At 71.9% G+C, this 19004-nt stretch carries 17 protein-coding genes and 1 tRNA gene; 11 read left to right on the top strand and 7 right to left on the bottom strand.

The features are described from left to right. Positions 1-18: 18 nt before the first annotated feature. The 5 genes from AB0F77_RS06420 (at position 19) to AB0F77_RS06400 (ending at position 3934) form a co-directional block, all read left to right on the top strand. Positions 19-1143 (top strand): ABC transporter ATP-binding protein, encoded by a 1125-nt coding sequence (locus AB0F77_RS06420; RefSeq protein ID WP_361942384.1) that lies wholly within the window; start codon positions 19-21, stop codon positions 1141-1143. After that, complete coding sequence (locus AB0F77_RS06415) at positions 1140-1781, top strand: ABC transporter permease (protein WP_361942381.1); 642 nt, start codon at positions 1140-1142, stop codon at positions 1779-1781. The genes AB0F77_RS06420 and AB0F77_RS06415 overlap by 4 nt, the downstream gene beginning before the upstream one ends. Continuing rightward, positions 1781-2443, top strand: coding sequence for an ABC transporter permease (locus tag AB0F77_RS06410; RefSeq protein WP_361942378.1), 663 nt, complete (start codon positions 1781-1783; stop codon positions 2441-2443). Before AB0F77_RS06415 ends, AB0F77_RS06410 begins: the two co-directional genes overlap by 1 nt. A 13-nt stretch (positions 2444-2456) precedes the next feature. Beyond that, positions 2457-3389: an ABC transporter substrate-binding protein gene (locus AB0F77_RS06405; protein ID WP_361942375.1), complete on the top strand. Its 933-nt coding sequence runs from the start codon at positions 2457-2459 to the stop codon at positions 3387-3389. Between the two features lie 107 nt (positions 3390-3496). After that, positions 3497-3934, top strand: coding sequence for a hypothetical protein (locus AB0F77_RS06400; RefSeq protein ID WP_361942372.1), 438 nt, complete (start codon positions 3497-3499; stop codon positions 3932-3934). Positions 3935-4374: 440 nt separating this feature from the next. Here the strand turns inward: AB0F77_RS06400 and AB0F77_RS06395 are convergent, their stop codons facing one another. After that, positions 4375-5766 (bottom strand): cystathionine beta-synthase, encoded by a 1392-nt coding sequence (locus AB0F77_RS06395; RefSeq protein WP_361942369.1) that lies wholly within the window; start codon positions 5764-5766, stop codon positions 4375-4377. A 160-nt stretch (positions 5767-5926) separates the two neighbouring features. On the opposite strand from AB0F77_RS06395, the gene AB0F77_RS06390 reads away from it, so the two are divergent. The 3 genes from AB0F77_RS06390 (at position 5927) to AB0F77_RS06380 (ending at position 9403) form a co-directional block, all read left to right on the top strand. Then, a complete protein-coding gene (locus AB0F77_RS06390) occupies positions 5927-6970 on the top strand; it encodes an SGNH/GDSL hydrolase family protein (protein ID WP_361942366.1) in 1044 nt (347 codons plus the stop codon). Between the two features lie 150 nt (positions 6971-7120). Further along, the gene (locus AB0F77_RS06385; RefSeq protein ID WP_361942363.1) at positions 7121-8341 is read left to right on the top strand and encodes an acetyl-CoA C-acetyltransferase; all 1221 of its coding nucleotides are present in this window, start codon (positions 7121-7123) and stop codon (positions 8339-8341) included. Between the two features lie 282 nt (positions 8342-8623). Beyond that, positions 8624-9403 (top strand): hypothetical protein, encoded by a 780-nt coding sequence (locus AB0F77_RS06380; protein WP_361942360.1) that lies wholly within the window; start codon positions 8624-8626, stop codon positions 9401-9403. Between the two features lie 79 nt (positions 9404-9482). Here the strand turns inward: AB0F77_RS06380 and AB0F77_RS06375 are convergent, their stop codons facing one another. Continuing rightward, positions 9483-9794 carry a hypothetical protein gene (locus AB0F77_RS06375; RefSeq protein ID WP_361942358.1) on the bottom strand — a complete coding sequence of 104 codons (312 nt, stop codon included), beginning with the start codon at positions 9792-9794 and terminating at the stop codon, positions 9483-9485. 99 nt (positions 9795-9893) lie between these two features. On the opposite strand from AB0F77_RS06375, the gene AB0F77_RS06370 reads away from it, so the two are divergent. Further along, a complete protein-coding gene (locus AB0F77_RS06370; RefSeq protein WP_361942355.1) occupies positions 9894-10124 on the top strand; it encodes a DUF4287 domain-containing protein in 231 nt (76 codons plus the stop codon). A gap of 93 nt (positions 10125-10217) precedes the next feature. Here AB0F77_RS06370 and AB0F77_RS06365 read toward each other — a convergent pair whose 3' ends face one another. The 3 genes from AB0F77_RS06365 to AB0F77_RS06355 form a co-directional block, all read right to left on the bottom strand. Continuing rightward, entirely contained in the window at positions 10218-11075 is an 858-nt protein-coding gene (locus AB0F77_RS06365; RefSeq protein WP_361942352.1) for a Bax inhibitor-1/YccA family protein, read from the bottom strand. 164 nt (positions 11076-11239) lie between these two features. Then, complete coding sequence (locus tag AB0F77_RS06360) at positions 11240-12430, bottom strand: 4-hydroxybenzoate 3-monooxygenase (RefSeq protein ID WP_361942349.1); 1191 nt, start codon at positions 12428-12430, stop codon at positions 11240-11242. 48 nt (positions 12431-12478) lie between these two features. Continuing rightward, entirely contained in the window at positions 12479-13282 is an 804-nt protein-coding gene (locus tag AB0F77_RS06355) for an aminoglycoside phosphotransferase (protein WP_361942346.1), read from the bottom strand. 311 nt (positions 13283-13593) lie between these two features. Between AB0F77_RS06355 and AB0F77_RS06350 the strand changes: the two genes are divergently transcribed. Further along, positions 13594-14880 (top strand): cyclopropane-fatty-acyl-phospholipid synthase family protein, encoded by a 1287-nt coding sequence (locus AB0F77_RS06350; protein WP_361942343.1) that lies wholly within the window; start codon positions 13594-13596, stop codon positions 14878-14880. 76 nt (positions 14881-14956) lie between these two features. On the opposite strand, the gene AB0F77_RS06345 is transcribed toward AB0F77_RS06350, so the two are convergent. Together AB0F77_RS06345 and AB0F77_RS06340 are read right to left on the bottom strand one after the other, a co-directional pair. Continuing rightward, positions 14957-17485 carry an FtsX-like permease family protein gene (locus AB0F77_RS06345; RefSeq protein WP_361942340.1) on the bottom strand — a complete coding sequence of 843 codons (2529 nt, stop codon included), beginning with the start codon at positions 17483-17485 and terminating at the stop codon, positions 14957-14959. Positions 17486-17517: 32 nt separating this feature from the next. Beyond that, positions 17518-18288, bottom strand: coding sequence for an ABC transporter ATP-binding protein (locus AB0F77_RS06340; protein WP_361942337.1), 771 nt, complete (start codon positions 18286-18288; stop codon positions 17518-17520). 429 nt (positions 18289-18717) lie between these two features. On the opposite strand from AB0F77_RS06340, the gene AB0F77_RS06335 reads away from it, so the two are divergent. Beyond that, positions 18718-18800 (top strand) — tRNA-Leu (locus tag AB0F77_RS06335). Positions 18801-19004: the final 204 nt, after the last annotated feature.

Raw genomic sequence — 19004 nt, 5'->3', positions numbered from 1 at the left:
CCGGGCAAGGGACATCTCATGATCCAGTTCGACGCGGTCCACAAGCGTTTCCCCAACGGCACGACGGCGGTCCACGACCTCTCCCTGGAGATGCCGGAAGGAGGGGTGACCGTCCTGGTCGGATCCTCCGGCTGCGGCAAGACGACCACCCTGCGGATGATCAACCGGATGGTGGAGCCCAGCAGCGGCACCATCCACGTCGGCGGGCGCGACGTCACCGAGCAGGACGCCGCCGAGCTGCGCCGCTCCATCGGCTACGTCATCCAGCAGGCCGGCCTCTTCCCGCACCGCACGGTCCTCGACAACATCGCCACCGTGCCGCTGCTGCTCGGCTGGAACCGCCGCAGGGCGCGCGCCCGCGCCGCCGAACTCCTGGAGACGGTGGGGCTGACCGCCGACGCCGGACGGCGCTACCCGCACCAGCTCTCGGGCGGCCAGCAGCAGCGCGTCGGCGTCGCCCGCGCGCTGGCCGCCGATCCGCCCGTGCTGCTCATGGACGAGCCCTTCGGCGCGGTCGACCCCGTCGTGCGCACCCAGCTCCAGGACGAACTGCTACGGCTCCAGAAGGAGTTGAACAAGACGATCGTCTTCGTCACACACGACGTCGACGAGGCGGTACGGCTCGGCGACCGCATCGCGATCTTCCGCACCGGCGGCCACCTCGTGCAGTGCGCCCCGCCCGCCGAACTCCTCGCCCGCCCCGCCGACGACTTCGTGGCCGGCTTCCTCGGCGCGGAACGCGGCCTGAAGCTGCTGTCGCTGACCCCGCTCACCGACGTACCGCAGACGACCGCCCCGACGCTGCGCGCCGACGAGTCCCCGGCCGGCGCCGGCGACGGCCGCTGGCGGCTCGTCACCTCGGCCACGGGCCGGCCCCTCGGGTGGCTCGACACGGACCGCCCCGTGACCGGCCCGGCCGGCGACGCGCCGCTGCTGCCCGTCCGGGCCCTGCGCGACACCGACTCCCTGCTCTCGGCGCTCGACGAGTCCATCGCCTCGCCCAGCGGCCTCGTCGCACGGGTCGACGAGGACGGTGCCGTCACCGGCGTCACCTCGCGCGAGCTGATCCACGAGCACGCGGGCGCGGCCCACACGGCCGCCGCTCCGCTCGCCTCCGCCCCCACCCGGGAGCCCGCCGCATGACCGTCGACTGGTCCTGGGTCACGGAGCACGCCGGTGACCTGCTCACGCTCACGGTCTCGCACCTGGAGGCGGCGCTGACCGCCGTCCTGCTCGGGCTCGTGTTCTCGCTCCCGCTGGCCGTGCTCGCCCATCGGGTCCGCCCGCTGCGCGGCTTCCTGCTCGGCGTCTCCAACGTCCTGTTCACGATCCCATCCATCGCGATCTTCGTCCTGCTGCTGCCGGTCAGCGGTCTGACCCGCACCACCACCGTGATCGGCCTGACGGTCTACACCCTGGTCGTCCTGCTGCGGAACACGGTCGAGGGCCTCGACTCCGTCCCGGCCCGCACCAAGGAGGCCGCGAAGGCGATGGGCACCCGCCCGCTGCGCACCCTCCTGACCGTGGAGTTCCCGCTCGCGCTCCCCGTGATCATGGCGGGCGTGCGGATCGCCACGGTGATGTCGATCTCCCTGGTGTCCGTCGCGACCTACATCGGCGACGGCGGCCTCGGCCAGTTGTTCACCGACGGCTTCCAGCGCGACTTCCCGACCCCGGTGATCGCCGGAGTGGTCCTGACCCTCCTGCTCGCCGTCGTCGCGGACGCCCTGCTGGTCGCCCTCCAGTACGTCCTCACCCCGTGGCGAAGGAGGCGGGCCTGATGTACGAACTCTTCTCCGACCTCGGCAAGTGGCTGGTCAGCGGAAGTCAGTGGTCCGGCCCCGACGGCATCGCCCACCGGGTGGCCGAACACCTCCAGTACTCCCTGCTGGCCACGCTGGTCGCCGCCGCGATCGGCCTTCCGGTCGGCCTGCTGATCGGCCACACCGGCAAGGGCGCCTTCCTCGCGATCAACCTCGCGTCCTTCGGCCGCGCCCTGCCCACCGTCGGCCTGGTCGTCCTGGTCTTCCTCGCCGGCGGCCTGTCCATGCTGCCGGTGTACGTCGCGCTGGTCGCCCTCGCGGTCCCGGCCATCGTCACCAACACCTACGCCGGCATGACCTCCGTCGACCCGGACGTGCGCGACGCGGCGCGCGGCCAGGGCATGCGCGGCCACCAGGTGCTGTTCCAGGTCGAGTTGCCCCTCGCGCTCCCCCTGATCATGACGGGCCTGCGGCTGGCGCTGATCCAGGTCGTCGCGACGGCGACCATCGCCGCGTACGTCTCCTTCGGGGGCCTCGGCCGCTACGTCTTCGACGGCCTCGCGCAGCGCGACCTGGTCCAGGTGCTCGGCGGCGCGGTCCTGGTCGCCGTGATCGCCGTCGTCCTGGACCTGGCCCTCAGCGGCCTCCAGCGCTTCCTCTTCCGACACCGCACCGCCTAGGGGACACACGCCCATGAATCGACGCACCCTCCTCGGCGGCCTGTTCGCGGCCGCCTCCGTCCCCGCGCTGTCCGCCTGCGCGAACGGCATCACCTCCCTCGACGGACAGGGCTCCGCCTCCGGTGGCGGCGGCTCCAGCAAGGGCGGGGTCACCATCGGCACCGCCAACTTCACCGAGAACCAGATCCTCGGCTACCTCTACGCGGCCGTCCTCACGGCGGCGGGCGTGAAGACGAAGGTCCGGCCCAACCTCGGCACCCGCGAGATCGTCATTCCCGCGCTCAGGGGCGGCGACATCGACCTGCTGCCCGAGTACCAGGGCGCCCTGCTCAACTACCTGGACCCCAAGGCCACCCCCACCGAGCAGGGCGAGATGCAGAACTCCCTCACGCTCGCCCTGCCGGCCGGCCTCCAGGTGCTGCCGTACGGCGCGGCCGAGGACTCGGACGCCTTCGTCGTCACCCGCGAGACCGCGGCCAGGTACGGCCTGGCCTCCCTCGCCGACCTGCGCAAGCAGAACGGCAGGCTCGTCATCGGCGCCGCGCCCGAGGTGAAGAAGCGTCAGGTCGGCGCGGTCGGCCTGAAGGACGTGTACGGCGTGGAGTTCAAGGAGTTCAAGTCGCTGGACTCCGACGGCCCGCTGGTCAAGGGCGCCCTGAAGAAGGGCGACGTCGACGTGGCGAACCTCTTCACCACCGACACCGACATCGAGGCCAACGGCTGGGTGGTGCTGGCCGACCCGAAGCATCTGATCCCGAGCCAGCACATCGTGCCGCTCATCGCCGACCGCAAGGCCGACGACACGGTCCGCAAGGCGCTCGCCCGGCTCGGCAACACCCTGACCACGGCCGACCTGACCGAGCTGAACCGGCAGGTGGACAAGGACAAGAAGGACCCCGAGGACGTGGCGGACGCCTACGCCCGTCGCAAGGGCCTGGTGAAGTAGCCGGGACCGGCCGGACTCGGCCGCCGGGCCGCCGGATGCGGACCCCCGGGGCAACCCGGGGGCTAACCCCAGTGCGGCGGGCCCGGCGCCTCCCTAGCCTGGCGAACATGACCGGAATGGACGCGCGCGACCCCGACCTCAAGAAGGAACTCGACGCCACGCTGCGGGCCCGCGGGGAACTGGGCGAGGAGTACGAGTCCGCGTTGGTCGACTCGTTCCTGGAGAAGATCGACCGGCGCATCGACGGCGCGGTCGAGCGACGGCTGCGCAGGACGCTCGCCGAGCAGCGGATGGAGGTGGCCCGCGGTCCGCGCTCGTCGGGCCCCACGGACTCCTGGGGCGAGCGGTTCGGCTTCGCCATCGTCTCGCTGGTCCTGGCGGTCCCGCTGTCCGCGATCGGCGGCGGCATCGGGCATCTGCCCGGCCTCCTGGTGACCTGGGTGGGCATCGTCGGCGTCAACGTGGTCCAGGCGGCCCGCACCAACCCGGGCCTCTTCGGCCGCCGTCGCGGAAGGTCCCCGGAGAGCTCCGGCTGGGAGGACTGACACTCCCTCGCACGGACACGGCCGGCGCGGGACGACCGGCGGAGCACGACCGGTACGGACACCACGGGTACGGACCCGGCGTCGAGGCGCATGGATCCGGCCGGGGCCGGAAAGATTATGCGCGGGGACCGCCGCACCCCCGTTGCCGGGGGGCGGGACGACGGCGGTCCCCGCGAGGGACGCGGGCCGGGTCAGGGCCGGGCTTGCGCGTCCTAGGCGTCCATGGAGGTCCGGGAGCCGCTCCGGAGGTCCTTGGCGCCGTTCGGCGTCGGCCGGGGCGGGGAGCCGCTCCCGCCCTGCCGACACCCCCTAATCTGCCGGAGCCGTGTTAAGCCGGTGCTGCGCGCACGTGACACGCTCGTACCACTTCCGCGAAGTCCGGCGCCCCTGAGGGAGAACCGCAAGTTCCCCGCCGACACGGCCCGTTCACCGGACGTTTCCTACTGCTTGCCGCCCTTGGCGAGGAAGGCCAGCAGGTCCTGTCGGCTGACCACACCGGTCGGCCTGCCCTCGACAAGGACGATCGCCGCGTCCGCCGACCCGAGCACGGACATCAGGTCCGCGACCGGCTCGCCGGAGCCGACCTGGGGCAGCGGAGCGCACATGTGCTTCTCCAGCGGGTCCTCCAGCGAGGCCCGCTTGCTGAACAGCGCGTCCAGCAGCTCCCGCTCGACGACCGAGCCGACGACCTCGGCGGCCATCACGTCCGGGTGGCCCGCGCCCGGCTTCACGACCGGCATCTGCGAGACGCCGTACTCGCGCAGCACCTCGATGGCCTGGCCGACGGTCTCCTCCGGGTGCATGTGCACGAGCGAGGGCATCGCGCCGTCCGCCTTGTCGTCGAGCACGTCGGCGACGCGGGCGCTCGGGCCCTCGTCCTCCAGGAAGCCGTAGTCGGCCATCCACTCGTCGTTGAAGATCTTGCTCAGATAACCGCGGCCGCTGTCGGGCAGCAGCACGACCACGACGTCGTCGGGGCCGAGCCGCTCGGCGACGCGCAGCGCGGCGACCACGGCCATGCCGCAGGAGCCGCCGACCAGCAGTCCCTCCTCCTTGGCGAGGCGCCGGGTCATCTGGAAGGAGTCCTTGTCGGACACGGCCACGATCTCGTCGGCCACGCTCCGGTCGTAGGCGGTCGGCCAGAAGTCCTCGCCCACGCCCTCGACCAGGTAAGGCCGCCCGGAGCCGCCGGAGTAGACGGAGCCCTCGGGGTCGGCGCCGACGATCCGCACCCTGCCCTCGCTCGCCTCCTTGAGGTAGCGGCCGGTGCCGGAGATGGTGCCGCCGGTGCCCACGCCCGCCACGAAGTGGGTGATCCGCCCCTCGGTCTGCTCCCACAGCTCGGGGCCGGTCGAGTGATAGTGCGAGAGCGGGTTGTTCGGGTTGGAGTACTGGTCGGGCTTCCACGAGCCCGGCGTCTCACGCACCAGCCGGTCGGAGACGTTGTAGTACGAGTCGGGGTGCTCGGGGTCCACGGCGGTCGGGCAGACGACCACTTCGGCGCCGTACGCGCGCAGCACGTTGATCTTGTCGGTGCTCACCTTGTCGGGGCACACGAAGATGCACTTGTACCCCTTCTGCTGGGCCACGATGGCCAGGCCCACACCGGTGTTCCCACTGGTCGGCTCGACGATGGTGCCACCGGGCTTCAGCTCGCCGCTCTGTTCCGCCGCCTCGATCATGCGCAGGGCGATGCGGTCCTTCACGGAGCCACCCGGGTTGAAGTACTCGACCTTGGCCAGCACGGTCGCCCGGATGCCCTTGGTGACGTTGTTGAGCCTCACCAGCGGGGTGTTGCCGACGAGGCTGATCATCGAGTCGTGGAATCGCACCGTTGTCTCCGGTCGCTTGCAAAAGAAGTGGTCCTAGTGGTTCCGCCAGCCTAAGGCCCCCGGGGTCGGGGGGCCGGGCGTTCACTCCCCGTTGAGATTGGCGCACGGCACGTACGGGGCAAGGAGTGGATGTACGGCAACGAGGAGGTGGCGGCGACGCATGACGAACATGTCGAGGGCGAGGGTGGCCCGGCGGATCGCGGCCGGCGCGGCGTACGGCGGCGGCGGGGTCGGACTGGTGGGAGCGGCGGCCGTGGGGCTGCTGCTGGCCGAGGTGCAGATGGCCAAGCGCCATGTGGGCAACGGGGACGGCGGGCGGGTGCCCACGGCGGAGGGCCGGTACGGCAGGCAGTACACCACCCCGGGCGACCCGCCCCTGCGGCTGACCCTGCTCGGCGACTCCACGGCCGCGGGCCAGGGGGTGCACCGCTCGGGGCAGACGCCGGGCGCGCTGCTGGCGTCGGGGCTCGCGGCCGTCGCGGAGCGGCCGGTGGAGCTGCGGAACGTGGCGCTGCCGGGCGCCCAGTCCGACGACCTGGACCGCCAGGTGGGCCTGGTCATGTGCGCGGCGGAGCCGGTGCCCGACGTCTGCGTCATCATGATCGGCGCCAATGACGTCACCCACCGGATGCCCCCGACCCGCTCGGTGCGGCACCTGGCGGCGGCGGTACGGCGGCTGCGCACCGCCGGCGCCGAGGTGGTCGTCGGCACCTGCCCCGACCTGGGCACGATCGAGCCGGTCCAGCAGCCGCTGCGCTGGCTGGCCCGGCGGGCCTCGCGGCAGCTGGCGGCGGCCCAGACGATCGGCGTGATCGAGCAGGGCGGGCGCACGGTGTCCCTGGGCGACCTGCTCGGCCCCGAGTTCGCGGCCAACCCCCGGGAGCTGTTCGGCCCCGACAACTACCACCCCTCGGCGGAGGGCTACGCCACGGCCGCGATGGCGGTCCTGCCCACGATGTGCGCGGCGCTCGGGCTGTGGCCGGCCGACGAGGAGCGCCCGGACGCCTCGCGCCGCGAGGGCTTCCTGCCGGTGGCACGGGCGGCGGCCGAGGCGGCGGCGGAGGCCGGCACCGAGGTCACGGCGGCCCTGCCGACCGGTCCGCGCGGCCCCTGGGCCCTGCTGAAGCGCAGGCGCAGGCGCGGGGTGCCGGAGCCGGACGCCTCGGAGCCGACGTCCGCGCCCTCCAGCCCGTCCGGCGTGTGAGGGCCGGCCTGCCACACCCTTCCCGGAGAGCAAAGCAAGCGCTTGGACAAGTGCGGTCAGGGTCACACACCCGCACGGGTGACCGGGAGCCTACGTGCGGGTAACTTCCCAACCGGCCCTGCCCGCTCTCCGTACGTCCCTGGAGCCGTGATGCCCGAAGCCGTGATCGTCTCGACCGCCCGTTCCCCCATCGGCCGCGCCTTCAAGGGCTCCCTCAAGGACCTGCGCCCCGACGACCTGACCGCCACGATCATCCAGGCCGCCCTCGCCAAGGTCCCCGGGCTCGACCCGGGGGACATCGACGACCTGATGCTCGGCTGCGGCCTGCCCGGCGGCGAGCAGGGCAACAACCTCGGCCGGATCGTCGCCGTACAGATGGGCATGGACCACCTGCCGGGCTGCACGATCACCCGTTACTGCTCCTCGTCCCTCCAGACCAGCCGCATGGCCCTGCACGCCATCAAGGCCGGCGAGGGCGACGTCTTCATCTCCGCGGGCGTCGAGACGGTCTCCCGCTTCGCCAAGGGCAACTCCGACAGCCTCCCGGACACCCACAACCCCCTCTTCGCCGAGGCCGAGGCCCGCACCGCCGCGGTCGCCCGGCAGGAGGGCACCGCCTGGCACGACCCGCGCGAGGACGGCCTCGTCCCGGACGCCTACATCGCGATGGGCCAGACGGCCGAGAACCTGGCACGCCAGAAGGGCATCACCCGGCAGGACATGGACGAGTTCGGCGTCCGCTCCCAGAACCTCGCCGAGGAAGCCGTCAAGAACGGCTTCTGGGAGCGCGAGATCACCCCGGTGACGCTCCCCGACGGCACGGTGATCTCCAAGGACGACGGTCCCCGCCCGGGCGTCACGATGGAGGGCGTCCAGGGCCTCAAGCCCGTCTTCCGCCCCGACGGCCTGGTCACCGCCGGCAACTGCTGCCCCCTGAACGACGGAGCGGCGGCCGTCGTCGTCATGTCCGACACCAAGGCGCGCGAGCTCGGCCTGACCCCGCTCGCCCGCATCGTGTCCACGGGCGTCTCCGCCCTGTCCCCCGAGATCATGGGCCTGGGCCCGGTCGAGGCGTCCCGGCAGGCCCTGCGCCGCGCCGGCCTGACGATCGACGACATCGACCTGGTCGAGATCAACGAGGCGTTCGCCGCCCAGGTGATCCCCTCCTACCGCGAGCTGGGCATCCCGCTGGAGAAGCTCAACGTCAACGGCGGCGCCATCGCGGTCGGCCACCCCTTCGGCATGACCGGCGCCCGCATCACCGGCACACTGATCAACTCCCTCCAGTGGCATGACAAGCAGTTCGGCCTGGAGACCATGTGCGTCGGCGGCGGCCAGGGCATGGCCATGGTGCTCGAACGCCTCAGCTGAGCCCGCTCGGTGACCGTCGCGGGACCCAACGTGATGCGGTGGCCCGGCGTTCGAGCGATCCTCGAACGCCGGGCCGATTTGTGATCCAATCTCCCCCAGGATGTGACCTATCTCCCTTCCGGGAGATATCTACGCAGGTCAGCGCGGTTGTACAGGTAATCCCCAGGGCCAAAGTCCCGTCCGTTTCGTGACGTTACGCACTGACAGCTGGTTAGTCCACCCTTCAAGCTGATGTAGGAAGTCGGGGGTCGACTTTGAACCGGGAGTACGTCAGTGAGCGCCATGCCGATCGCCTTGCTGCTCACCACGGCCGCCACGGGCGCCGTGGGCGTCGCCGTCCTGCGCACCGTCCTGCTGCTGCGCCGACAGGTCGCCGCTCTGCACACCCAGCTCGCCGAGAGCCAGGCGGCCACCATGCGGGCGCTGCTGCCCGCGGCCCGCTCCACGGCCGATGCGGAGGGGATACGCGCCGCCGTGGCCGAGGCCCTGGCCGAGGAGCGGGAGCGTGAACTGGCCGAGGCCCGCGCGTTCTGGGCCGCCCAGGAGGCGCGGGACGCCTCCGACGCCCCCACGCCGCTCGGTCTCGACAACGAGCCGTTCCTGCCCCGCCAGACCGACTTCGCGGGCTTCGAGCCGCTGGAGCCGGTGGCCGAGGCCGCGACCGAGGCCGACGAGTTCGCCGGGGACTCCCCCGAACTGGCCGCGGCCCGCCGCCGCCACCCCTCGCACCCGGACTTCGTACCGGTGCAGTCGCCGGTCGTGAACGACCATGAGCGTACCGTGTCCGTGCTGGAGCAACTGGCCGACGACGCCGTCGAGTTGACGGACGTGCGGCCGGGCCCGCTCGGCACCCTCGACGTCTACGTCTTCGCCGACGGCACCACCCTGTGCATGACCCCGGGCCACCGCGAGACGGCGGAACGCCTGGCCGCGGCCCTCCGCGCGGGCGAGACCCCGGTCCTGCTCGGCGGCTCCGGAGTCTCGGGCGCCTACACCCTCACCTTCACGTGCGGCGAGGAGACGGTCTACATCCTGGCGGACCGCGTCATAGCGTCCCTGTAGGACCTGTGGGACAGCGCCCCCGAAGGAGCGCGGGGAACCGCGCGCCCGGCCACGACGCACCGCGGGCCGCGAACGGCGCCTAGACCCCCGCCCTCTTCTGCGCCTCCTCGACGAGACGGACGGCATCGAACACCTCGGCCTCGCTGCGCAGCACCACCGCCAGGTCATGCCCGGCGACCGTGATCTGGTCCGCCACGGCGAACATCCCCGCCTCCGGCATCTCACGGGGCTCGCCCGAGGGGTCCTCGATGCGCTGGGCACGCACCGCCATCTCCCTGGCCAGGGCCAGCGCCGCGGCGGCCCCGCTGCGCTGGAGCCGGCTCTGCGGAGCGGCCCGCAACCGGTCGGCGAAGTGATCCACGGCACGGGTCAGGGGCGTCGTATCAACCACGCCGCGAGCGTAACGCGTCGCCGCAGGACTGTTGCCAACACGCCAACGCTCAGGCACGGTGACGTGAAGGACCGGCTTCGAATGCGTCCGGAGGCGCCGATGTCCCAAGTCTTCTCCGAGGAGACCCATCGCAACCTGCTCGCCCGCATCCCCCACTGCACCGGTCGTGAAGTCTCCGACTGGCTTCGCGAGGTCGACGAAGGACCCGCTCTCTTCCGCTTCGAGGAGAAGGTCACCTGGCTGCGCCACGAGTACAACCTGGCGTACGGCCACGCCAAGGCGATCGTCCACGAGTACGACCTGAGGAGGGCCGCGCGCAAACTGCTCTAGGCGCGCACATCCGGAACACGAAAGGGCCCCGGGACGGATCCCGGGGCCCTTCCACGTCACAGGGCGTACGACGGCCGCGGTGGCCGCCGGCCGCTAGTCGCTGCTGCTGAAGATCGCCACCAGCCGCAGCATCTCCACGTAGATCCACACCAGGGTCATGGTGAGGCCGAACGCGGCCAGCCACGCCTCGTTGCGGGGAGCGCCGTAGGCGATGCCGTCCTCGATCTGCTTGAAGTCGAGGGTCAGGAAGAAGGCGCCGAGCAGGATCGCGATGATGCCCACGATCGCGCCGAGCGGACCGAAGCTGCGCAGACCGCCGTCCTCGGCGACACCGAAGGCCACGAGCAGCAGGTTGACCGCCATGACCACGATGAACGCCATCGCGATGGCGAGACCGATGCGGGCGTACCGCGCGGTGACGCGGATCCAGCCGGCCCGGTAGACCAGGAGGGTCGCGCCGGAGACGGCCATCGTGCCGAGCACGGCCTGGAACGGGGCGCCGCTCCACGCGCTGTTGTACATCTCGCTGATCACGCCGAGGAAGATGCCCTCGAAGGCGGCGTATCCCAGGATCAGCGCGGGGGACGGGGTGCGCTTGACGCTCTGCACGATCGCCAGGACCATCGCGACCAGCGCCGAGCCGATCGCCAGCCCGAAGCTGCCGGACGAGACCGGAAGCAGGGCCCAGGCGAGGACCGCGCCGAGGGCGACCACACCGAGCGTGGTGGCCGAGCGCATGACGACGTCGTCCATCGTCATCCGGTCGGTGGTGACCGGGGCCTGCGGCGGGGCGCCGTACTGCTGGTCCTGGGCGTACGGGTTCGTCGCGTACGGGTTCTGCGCGTAGGGGTTGCCCTGTGCGTACCCGGCCTGCGGCGCGGTGTTGAAGCCCGCGTAGCCGTTGTCGCGGCTGAACCCCCGTCGCGAGAAGACCGGGTTGCTGCTCCTCATTTCACTCCTCCATGGCCACCGTGCGTGGCCTTGGCCTCAAGGGTAATGGGCTGGCAAAGGATTGACCCTAGTACCTGGGGAGGATCTTTCCCGCCCTGGTGCGCAACACGCTACGCGGAAGCCTCATTCCCAGCCATGGACGGCCCCATTCCATGACCGATCCGCTACACATCCGGAACCTGGTCGAACCGGAATCCGGTGTACGCCTCGGCGAGGTCGGTCTCGGCCGATCGGGTGGTGGCGATGCGCTCCAGGCGGGCGAGCTGGAGGCGGTCGTCGAAGGGGGTGGCGTCGGGCGCGCGGTGCAGCATCGTCGTCATGTCGTACGAGAACCGCTCGGCCTGCCAGACCCGGCGCAGACAGGTCGCCGAGTAGGCATCGAGCAGTTCCGGCGAGCCGGTCCGCTCGGCGTGGACCAGCGCGCGGGCGAGGGTGACGACGTCGCCGACGGCCAGGTTGAGGCCCTTGGCTCCGGTGGGCGGCACGATGTGGGCGGCGTCCCCGGCGAGGAACAGCCGGCCGTGCCGCATGGGCTCGTGGACGTACGAGCGCATCGGCGTGACCGACTTCTGGGTGAGGGGCCCGCGCCGCAGCCGCCAGCCGTCGGCCGTCTCGAAGCGGCGTTCCAGCTCGTCCCAGACGGCGGTGTCGCTCCACTCCCGCGCGTCGGTCTCCGCGGGCACCTGGAGGTAGAGGCGGGAGACCTCGGACGAGCGCATGGACAGCAGGGCGAAGCCGCGGTCGTGGCGGGCGTAGACCAGCTCGTCGTGGGAGGGGGCGACGTCGGCGAGGACACCGAGCCAGGCGTAGGGGTACGAGCGTTCGAAGACCTGGGAGACGCTGTCGGGCACGGTGGCGCGGGCGACCCCGTGGAAGCCGTCGCACCCGGCGACGTACGCGCACTCCAGGACGTCCTCCCGGCCCTCGTGCCGGAAACGGACGCGCGGCCGGTCGCCCTCGACGCCCTCGATCGCGAGCGCCTCCGCGCCGAACAGCAGCGGGCCGCCCTCCTTCAGCTGGAGGGCGATGAGGTCCTTGCACACCTCCGTCTGGGCGTACACCGTGACGGACCGGCCGCCGGTGCGGCCGGGGAAGTCGACGCGGTGGCGCCTGCGGTCGAAGCGCAGCTCGATCCCGTCGTGCCGCAGCCCCTCCCGGTCCAGGCGGTCGGCCGCCCCGGCCGCGCGCAGCACGTCGACGGTGCCCTGTTCCAGGATTCCGGCGCGCTGGCGCTGTTCGACGTAGGGGCGGTCCCGGCTCTCCAGGACGACCGACTCGATCCCGGCGCGGTGCAGCAGCCGCGCGAGCAGCAGCCCCGCGGGGCCCGCTCCGACGATCCCGACCGTGGTACGCATCGCCCGAGTCTCCGACCGGGCCCGGCGCCTGTCAACGGCGTCGTCCGCTCACGGCCGGACGGCCCACGGGGTACTGACGAGGAACTTCTTCAGCTGCTCGGCGTGGACGGCCGCCGCGGCCCGCCAGGGCGCCGGGTCGGCGGCCGCGGTCTCCCGCCAGTAGCGGTCCACGGCGGTCGCGAACGCGCCGACGGCCTCGGGCTCGGAGGCCCGCCAGGAGGCGGCGCGCTGCACCCAGGACACCGCGCGCGGCGCGGTCTCGCCCGCGGCCATGATCCGCAGGGCGAGCAGGAAGGGGTCGATCCAGGCCGCGCCGCGCAGCGCCCGCCCCCATCCGACGAGGCGGACCCGCCCGTCGTCGATCAGCACGTCGCCGGGGTCCCAGCCGGCGTGCAGCAGCGTGTCGCCGCGGAACAGCTCGGCCTCCCCCGGCTCGGCGTACGCACCCCAGTGTTCCTCGGCCGTGGCGAGGCCGTTCGCCCCCGGGGCCGCGGCCCCCTGCACCTCGGCGAGCGCGCGCAGGACGAGCACCAGGTCGGCGGCGGAGGAGTAGTCGGCGCACCGGCCGCCGACCCCGGCGTACCCGAGCACGGTCCACCCGTCGGCGTGCGCCCGCCACGACACCCGGGGGCAGACCCCGGGCAGCAGGTCCGCGACGGCCTCGTCCGCGGCCGTCGCGGCCGGGCCGGGCACGGCCCTGACGAGGACGTCCCCGCGGTCCGCGCCGAGCACGAGGACGGCACCGCCGTCGCCCCCCACGCCCACCGCGCGGGTCGGCCCGAAGGCCCCCGCACATGCCTCGACCGCCTCCCGGACGGGGGCGGGCAACTCGTCGAAGGGTACGGCCGGCATGGACACGAAACGTGGTTCCTCAGTCAGCGTCGGTCACGACAGGGGCGCGCCCCTGCGCCCAGGGTAGGTCGCGGCCCCATGGGCGCGAGGGCGTTTTCCCTAGTCGGAGGGGTCGTCGGCCCCCGGACCGACCAGTTCCGGCCACCCGCGGACGGGTCGGTGGGGCGGTCTGTCGCACTTCCATGGGAGTCATGGGGCGAGTGGTGCGTACATCTATTTTGCTGAGCTGTGACGCGGATGGGGGACTGTGGCCGGGCCCCGCGCGTGTTTACGTGGTGTCACCCGGAATCCTCGTCACGGAGGTGTGCGCCATGGCCGACGCCGCGCTGCGGCTGAAGAGCCTCTTCGAACAGTTGGTGGGGGCACCGCTCCCGGTGCGCATCCGCGCCTGGGACGGTTCACAGGCGGGCCCGCCCGAGGCCCCCGCCCTGGTCGTACGGCACCGGCGGGCCCTGCGCCGGCTGCTGTGGAAGCCCGGCGAACTGGGCCTGGCCCGCGCGTGGGTCGCCGGCGAGCTCGACGTCGACGGCGACCTCTACACCGCCCTCGACCTGCTCTCCGGATACATCTGGGAGCGCGGCGAGGACGCCCGTACGCTCGCCCAGGCCCTGCGCGACCCGGACGTGCGCGCCGCCGGCCGGGAACTGCTGAAGCTCGCCGGCCCGCCCGTCCCGCCGCCCCCGCCCCGCGAGGAGGTCCGCAGACACCGCCATCTGCACACCCGCCGCAGCGACAAGCAGGCCATCAGCCACCACTACGACGTGGGCAACGACTTCTACGAGATCGTCCTCGGCCCGTCGATGGTGTACTCCTGCGCCTACTGGGAGGACGGCGGCACCCTGGAGTCCGCCCAGCGCGACAAGCTCGAACTCGTCTGCCGCAAGCTGGCCCTGGCCCCCGGGCAGCGGCTGCTCGACGTCGGCTGCGGCTGGGGCTCCATGGCGATCCACGCCGCCCGCGAGCACGGGGCGCACGTCGTCGGTGTCACCCTCTCCCACGAGCAGGCGGCCTACGCCCGCAAGCGGGTCGCCGACGAGGGTCTGACGGACAAGGTGGAGATCCGCGTCCAGGACTACCGGGACGTCGTCGACGGGCCCTACGACGCCATCTCCTCGATCGGCATGGCCGAGCACGTCGGCGCCGAGCGGTACCTGGAGTACGCGAGCGATCTGCACGCCCTGCTGAAGCCCGGCGGACGGCTGCTCAACCACCAGATCGCCCGCCGCCCGCAGCGGGACGAATCGGCGTACGACGTGGACGAGTTCATCGACGCCTACGTCTTCCCGGACGGCGAGCTGGCCCCCGTCGGCACCACCGTCAACCAGCTGGAACGGGCCGGCTTCGAGGTCCGTGACGTGGAGTCGATCCGCGAGCACTACGCCCTCACGCTCCGCCGGTGGGTGGAGCGCCTGGAGGCCGACTGGGGCCGCGCGGTACGGCTCACCAGCCCCGGCCGGGCCCGCGTCTGGCGCCTGTACATGGCGGCCTCCGCGCTGGCCTTCGAGCACAACCGGATCGGCGTCAACCAGGTGCTGGCGGTCCGCACGCCGGTCTCCGGCGACTCCGGGCTGCCGCTGCGCCCGCGCACCTGGCACTGAGGCGCGCACCGGAAAGGGCCCCGCTCCGAGATCGGAGCGGGGCCCTTCCGCCGTACGGTCCGCGGTGCGCCCCCGGCTACTGGGACTTGATCGCCGACAGCATGTTCAGCCGGGCCGCGCGGCGGGCCGGCCACAGCGCCGCGAGGACGCCGACCACCGCCGCCAGGAGGAGGAAGACCACCATGCGGTCCCAGGGCACGACCAGTTCGTAGGTCGCCATCCGGGTGCCGAGCAGCCGGCCGGCCGCCCAGCCGAAGAACACGCCGAGACCGATGCCGAGGACCCCGCCGAACAGGGAGATCACCAGGGACTCCAGCCGGACCATCCGCTTGACGGCCTTGCGGTCCAGGCCGATCGCGCGGAGCATGCCGATCTCCTGGGAGCGCTCGAACACCGACATGGCCAGGGTGTTGACGACACCGAGGACCGCGACGATCACCGCCATGGCGAGCAGGCCGTAGAGCATGTTCAGCATCAGCGTGAACACCTGCGCGATGGCGTCGGAGATGTCCTTCTTGCTCTGGACCAGGATCGCCGGGTTGGAGCCGAGCGCCTTCTCCAGCCTGTCCTTGGTGGCGGCGGAGGCGCCGTCGGCCGTCTTCACCATGACCTGCATGTCGGCCGGATCGCTCTGGTGCGGGGCGAGGGTGGCGTTGTCGAGCATGATCCCGCGGATCATCTGGTTGCCCTCGTAGACCCCGGCGACCGTCAGGGTCTGCTTGCGGCCGTCCTCGTAGGCGACCGTGAAGTCCGAACCGGCCTTCCAGTGGTGGGAGTCGGCGGTGTCCCGGTCCACCACGACCCGGTCGCCCGCGACCGTGAACGACCCGTCGTCCACCTTGAGGTCGGTCAGCTCACCGATGCTCGCGCCGTCTACGCCGGTCAGGAACTCCGTCTCGCCGTCGATGCGGGAGGGGGCGTTGCGCAGCGGGCTGCTGGCGGTGACGCCGCGCGTGTCCTTCAGCTTCGCGTCGACGTCCGGGGAGAGCGGGTTGCGGTTCGCCATCGCCACCACGTAGTCGGCCCGGAGCGCGGCGGACGCCATCCGGTCGATCGAGTGCTGGAGGCTGCCCGCCGTCACCGTCATGCCGGTGATCAGGGTCAGGCCGATCATCAGCGCGGACGCCGTCGCGGCCGTGCGGCGCGGGTTGCGCACCGAGTTCTGGCGGGCCAGCTTGCCCGAGACACCGAACACGCGCAGCAGCGGGGCGGCGGCCGCGATCAGCGGGCGGGACAGCAGCGGGGTCAGGATGAACACGCCGATGATCAGCAGGACCGCGCCGAAGCCCATGGGGGCCTGGCCGTCGGAGCCGCTCATGGTGGTGGCCGCGAGGATCACGGCGACACCGGCCGCCGAGAACAGCGCGCCCAGCGTGTTGCGCAGCACCAGGGACCTGGTGGTCGCCTTGGCGTGCACGCTGCTCATCGCGGCGACCGGCGGGATCTTCGCGGCCCGGCGGCCCGGCAGCCAGGCGGCGAGCACCGTCACGAGGACACCGACCACGAGGGCCGCGAGCACCGTGCCCGGCGACACGATCAGCGGGCCGTCCGGCACCCGGGCGCCCAGCGACCCCATCAGCGAGATGAGTCCGGCTCCGATGCCGATGCCTGCGACCAGTCCGGTCACCGCGGCCACCGCACCGACCACAAACGCCTCGATCAGCACCGAGCGGGTGACCTGCCGGCGGGTGGCGCCGACCGCGCGCAGCAGCGCGAGTTCCTTGGTGCGCTGGGCGACCAGCATGGTGAAGGTGTTGGCGATGATGAACGTGCCGACGAACAGCGCGATGCCGGCGAAGACCAGCAGCCCCTGCTTGAGGCCGCTCATCGAGGCGGCGATCATCTCGGCCTGGTCGTCGGCGAGTTTCCGGCCCGTGGTGGTCTCGGTGAGGCCCCGGGGCAGCGCCCGGTCGAGCTGCGCGCGCAGCGCGGTCTGGCTGGTGCCGGGCTTCGCCGTCACGTCGATCTCGTCGAACGTGCCCGGCTTGCCGAACAGCTTCTGCGCGGTGGCGGTGTCGAACAGGGCGAGGCTGCCGCCCGCGGCGACATTGCCGTCGTCGGTGGTGAAGATCCCGCTGACGGTGGGGGTGAGGACCGGGCCGTCGACGGAGACGCGGACGGTGTCGCCGACCTCGTACCCGGTGCGGCGCGCGGTCTCGGAGTCGATGGCGACCTGGCCCTCGCCGTGCGGGGCGGTGCCCTCCGTCAGCGGGTACCGGGGGTCCTTGTCGCCGGAGTAGTTGCCGCCGACGGACTGGAAGCCACCGCCGATCAGCTTGCCGTCCTTGCCGGCGATCGCGGTGAAGCCCTGGACGACTCCTACGGCGGACTCGGCGCCGGGCACCCGGGAGCTGGTGTCGAGCATCGCGCTCGTCAGCTCGGGTGTGCTGCCGAGCCGGTCGCCCTCGGACTTCTGGGACTTGGGCCGTACGGCGACGTCGACGTGGTCGAAGCCCTTCGCCGAACTCCTCTGGTACGCCTCGGAGATGCTGTTGGTGAAGACCAGGGTGCCCGACACGAACGCGACGCCGAGCATCACGGCGAGCACGGTCATCAGCAGCCGGGCCTTGTGCGCGAGTACGGTGCGCAGTGCGGTACGGAACATGGGGATGCCTCGGGTCCGGGAGTGAACGGCGGTCAGCTCGTGCGGCCCTTGGCGTCGAATCGCTTCATGCGATCGAGCACCGTGTCCGCCGTGGGGGCGTGCACCTCGTCGACGATCCGGCCGTCCGCGAGGAAGACCACCCGGTCCGCGTAGGCCGCGGCCACCGGGTCGTGGGTCACCATGACCACCGTCTGGCCCAGTTCGCGCACGGAGTTGCGCAGGAAGCCCAGCACCTCGGCGCCGGAGCGGGAGTCGAGGTTGCCGGTGGGCTCGTCACCGAAGATGATCTCCGGCCGGGAGGCGAGCGCCCGGGCCACGGCGACGCGCTGCTGCTGGCCGCCGGAGAGCTGTGCGGGACGGTGGCCGAGCCGGTCGGCGAGCCCGACCATCCGGATCACGGAGTCCAGCCACTCCTTGTCCGCCTTGCGGCCGGCTATGTCCATGGGGAGCGTGATGTTCTCCAGGGCGGTCAGCGTGGGCAGCAGGTTGTACGCCTGGAAGATGAAGCCGATCTTGTCCCGGCGCAACTTGGTGAGCTGCTTGTCCTTCAGGGAGCCCAGCTCGGTGTCGCCGATCCGCACCGATCCCGAGGTGAACGTGTCGAGGCCGGCGACGCAGTGCATCAGGGTGGACTTGCCGGACCCGGAGGGGCCCATGATCGCGGTGAACTCGGCCTGCCGGAAGTCGACGGACACCTGGTCCAGGGCGACCACCCGGGTCTCTCCCTGCCCGTAGATCTTCGACAGTTCCGTGGCTCGGGCGGCCACGGCGGTGGTCCGGTCGACGGTGGGTGTGGTGGTCACGGGAGGGCGCTCCTGTCGGGACGACGGCGTTCGTGGGTCCTGGAGGGGACCGGACGAATCCATCGTCCCGGCCGCCCGGGGTCGTGTAGTCAGCCGCTGTTCCGGTTCCCGGGGGCGACTGCGGTCGGACCGGGAGCCGGGCTGTCATACCTGGGGATGACAGCAGGGACCGGCTGTGGCATGACGGCCCCGCCGCTCGCGCCCCGGCCGAGAACGGGTGGAGCCACCTCGTTCGGACGGTGAAATTCCGTCATTCCGCGTACGCGGACGCCCACCGCAGGTAACGCTATTGGCAAGTGCTGATGGCCCGTACCAGTGGCTGATGCACCCTCAGACATCAATAAAATAAGACAACATCGGTCCGCCCGCCCGCTGTTCGGGAGATGTATCCCGATAGGCTCGTGGCCTCGAAAGCGGAGCCCATGGCCTGCCCGGATGGTGGAATGCAGACACGGCGAGCTTAAACCTCGCTGCCCCTCGCGGGCGTACCGGTTCAAGTCCGGTTCCGGGCACAACCGCCACACGGCGTCTGACAGGAAGTCACCTGGCAGGCGCCGCCGCTGTTCCCCGCACACCGCTCCCGCCCCTCCCCCGGCGCGCGCCGCAGCGGGTCTGACGTGGCGTCGGCCGGAGGGGTGTGGTGGGGGTGTGAACGCCGAAGGACCTCCCGCACCACGGATGGCGGGAGGTCCTTCAGGTCGTACGGGGACCGGAGG

The sequence above is a fragment of the Streptomyces sp. NPDC026672 genome (genome assembly GCF_040638185.1).
In the GTDB taxonomy this organism is placed as follows: Bacteria; Actinomycetota; Actinomycetes; order Streptomycetales; family Streptomycetaceae; genus Streptomyces.
Note: the sequence above shows the minus strand (reverse complement) of the source record. Positions and strands in the feature narration are given on the sequence as shown.

What these genes read in the sequence shown, in the direction of transcription:
- AB0F77_RS06420 (WP_361942384.1), top strand. Translation starts at nt 19, where the DNA reads ATGATCCAGTTCGACGCGGTCCACAAGCGTTTCCCCAACGGCACGACG.
- AB0F77_RS06415 (WP_361942381.1), top strand. Translation starts at nt 1,140, where the DNA reads ATGACCGTCGACTGGTCCTGGGTCACGGAGCACGCCGGTGACCTGCTC.
- AB0F77_RS06410 (WP_361942378.1), top strand. Translation starts at nt 1,781, where the DNA reads ATGTACGAACTCTTCTCCGACCTCGGCAAGTGGCTGGTCAGCGGAAGT.
- AB0F77_RS06405 (WP_361942375.1), top strand. Translation starts at nt 2,457, where the DNA reads ATGAATCGACGCACCCTCCTCGGCGGCCTGTTCGCGGCCGCCTCCGTC.
- AB0F77_RS06400 (WP_361942372.1), top strand. Translation starts at nt 3,497, where the DNA reads ATGACCGGAATGGACGCGCGCGACCCCGACCTCAAGAAGGAACTCGAC.
- AB0F77_RS06390 (WP_361942366.1), top strand. Translation starts at nt 5,927, where the DNA reads ATGACGAACATGTCGAGGGCGAGGGTGGCCCGGCGGATCGCGGCCGGC.
- AB0F77_RS06385 (WP_361942363.1), top strand. Translation starts at nt 7,121, where the DNA reads ATGCCCGAAGCCGTGATCGTCTCGACCGCCCGTTCCCCCATCGGCCGC.
- AB0F77_RS06380 (WP_361942360.1), top strand. Translation starts at nt 8,624, where the DNA reads ATGCCGATCGCCTTGCTGCTCACCACGGCCGCCACGGGCGCCGTGGGC.
- AB0F77_RS06370 (WP_361942355.1), top strand. Translation starts at nt 9,894, where the DNA reads ATGTCCCAAGTCTTCTCCGAGGAGACCCATCGCAACCTGCTCGCCCGC.
- AB0F77_RS06365 (WP_361942352.1), bottom strand. Translation starts at nt 11,075, where the DNA reads ATGAGGAGCAGCAACCCGGTCTTCTCGCGACGGGGGTTCAGCCGCGAC.
- AB0F77_RS06360 (WP_361942349.1), bottom strand. Translation starts at nt 12,430, where the DNA reads ATGCGTACCACGGTCGGGATCGTCGGAGCGGGCCCCGCGGGGCTGCTG.
- AB0F77_RS06355 (WP_361942346.1), bottom strand. Translation starts at nt 13,282, where the DNA reads ATGCCGGCCGTACCCTTCGACGAGTTGCCCGCCCCCGTCCGGGAGGCG.
- AB0F77_RS06350 (WP_361942343.1), top strand. Translation starts at nt 13,594, where the DNA reads ATGGCCGACGCCGCGCTGCGGCTGAAGAGCCTCTTCGAACAGTTGGTG.
- AB0F77_RS06345 (WP_361942340.1), bottom strand. Translation starts at nt 17,485, where the DNA reads ATGTTCCGTACCGCACTGCGCACCGTACTCGCGCACAAGGCCCGGCTG.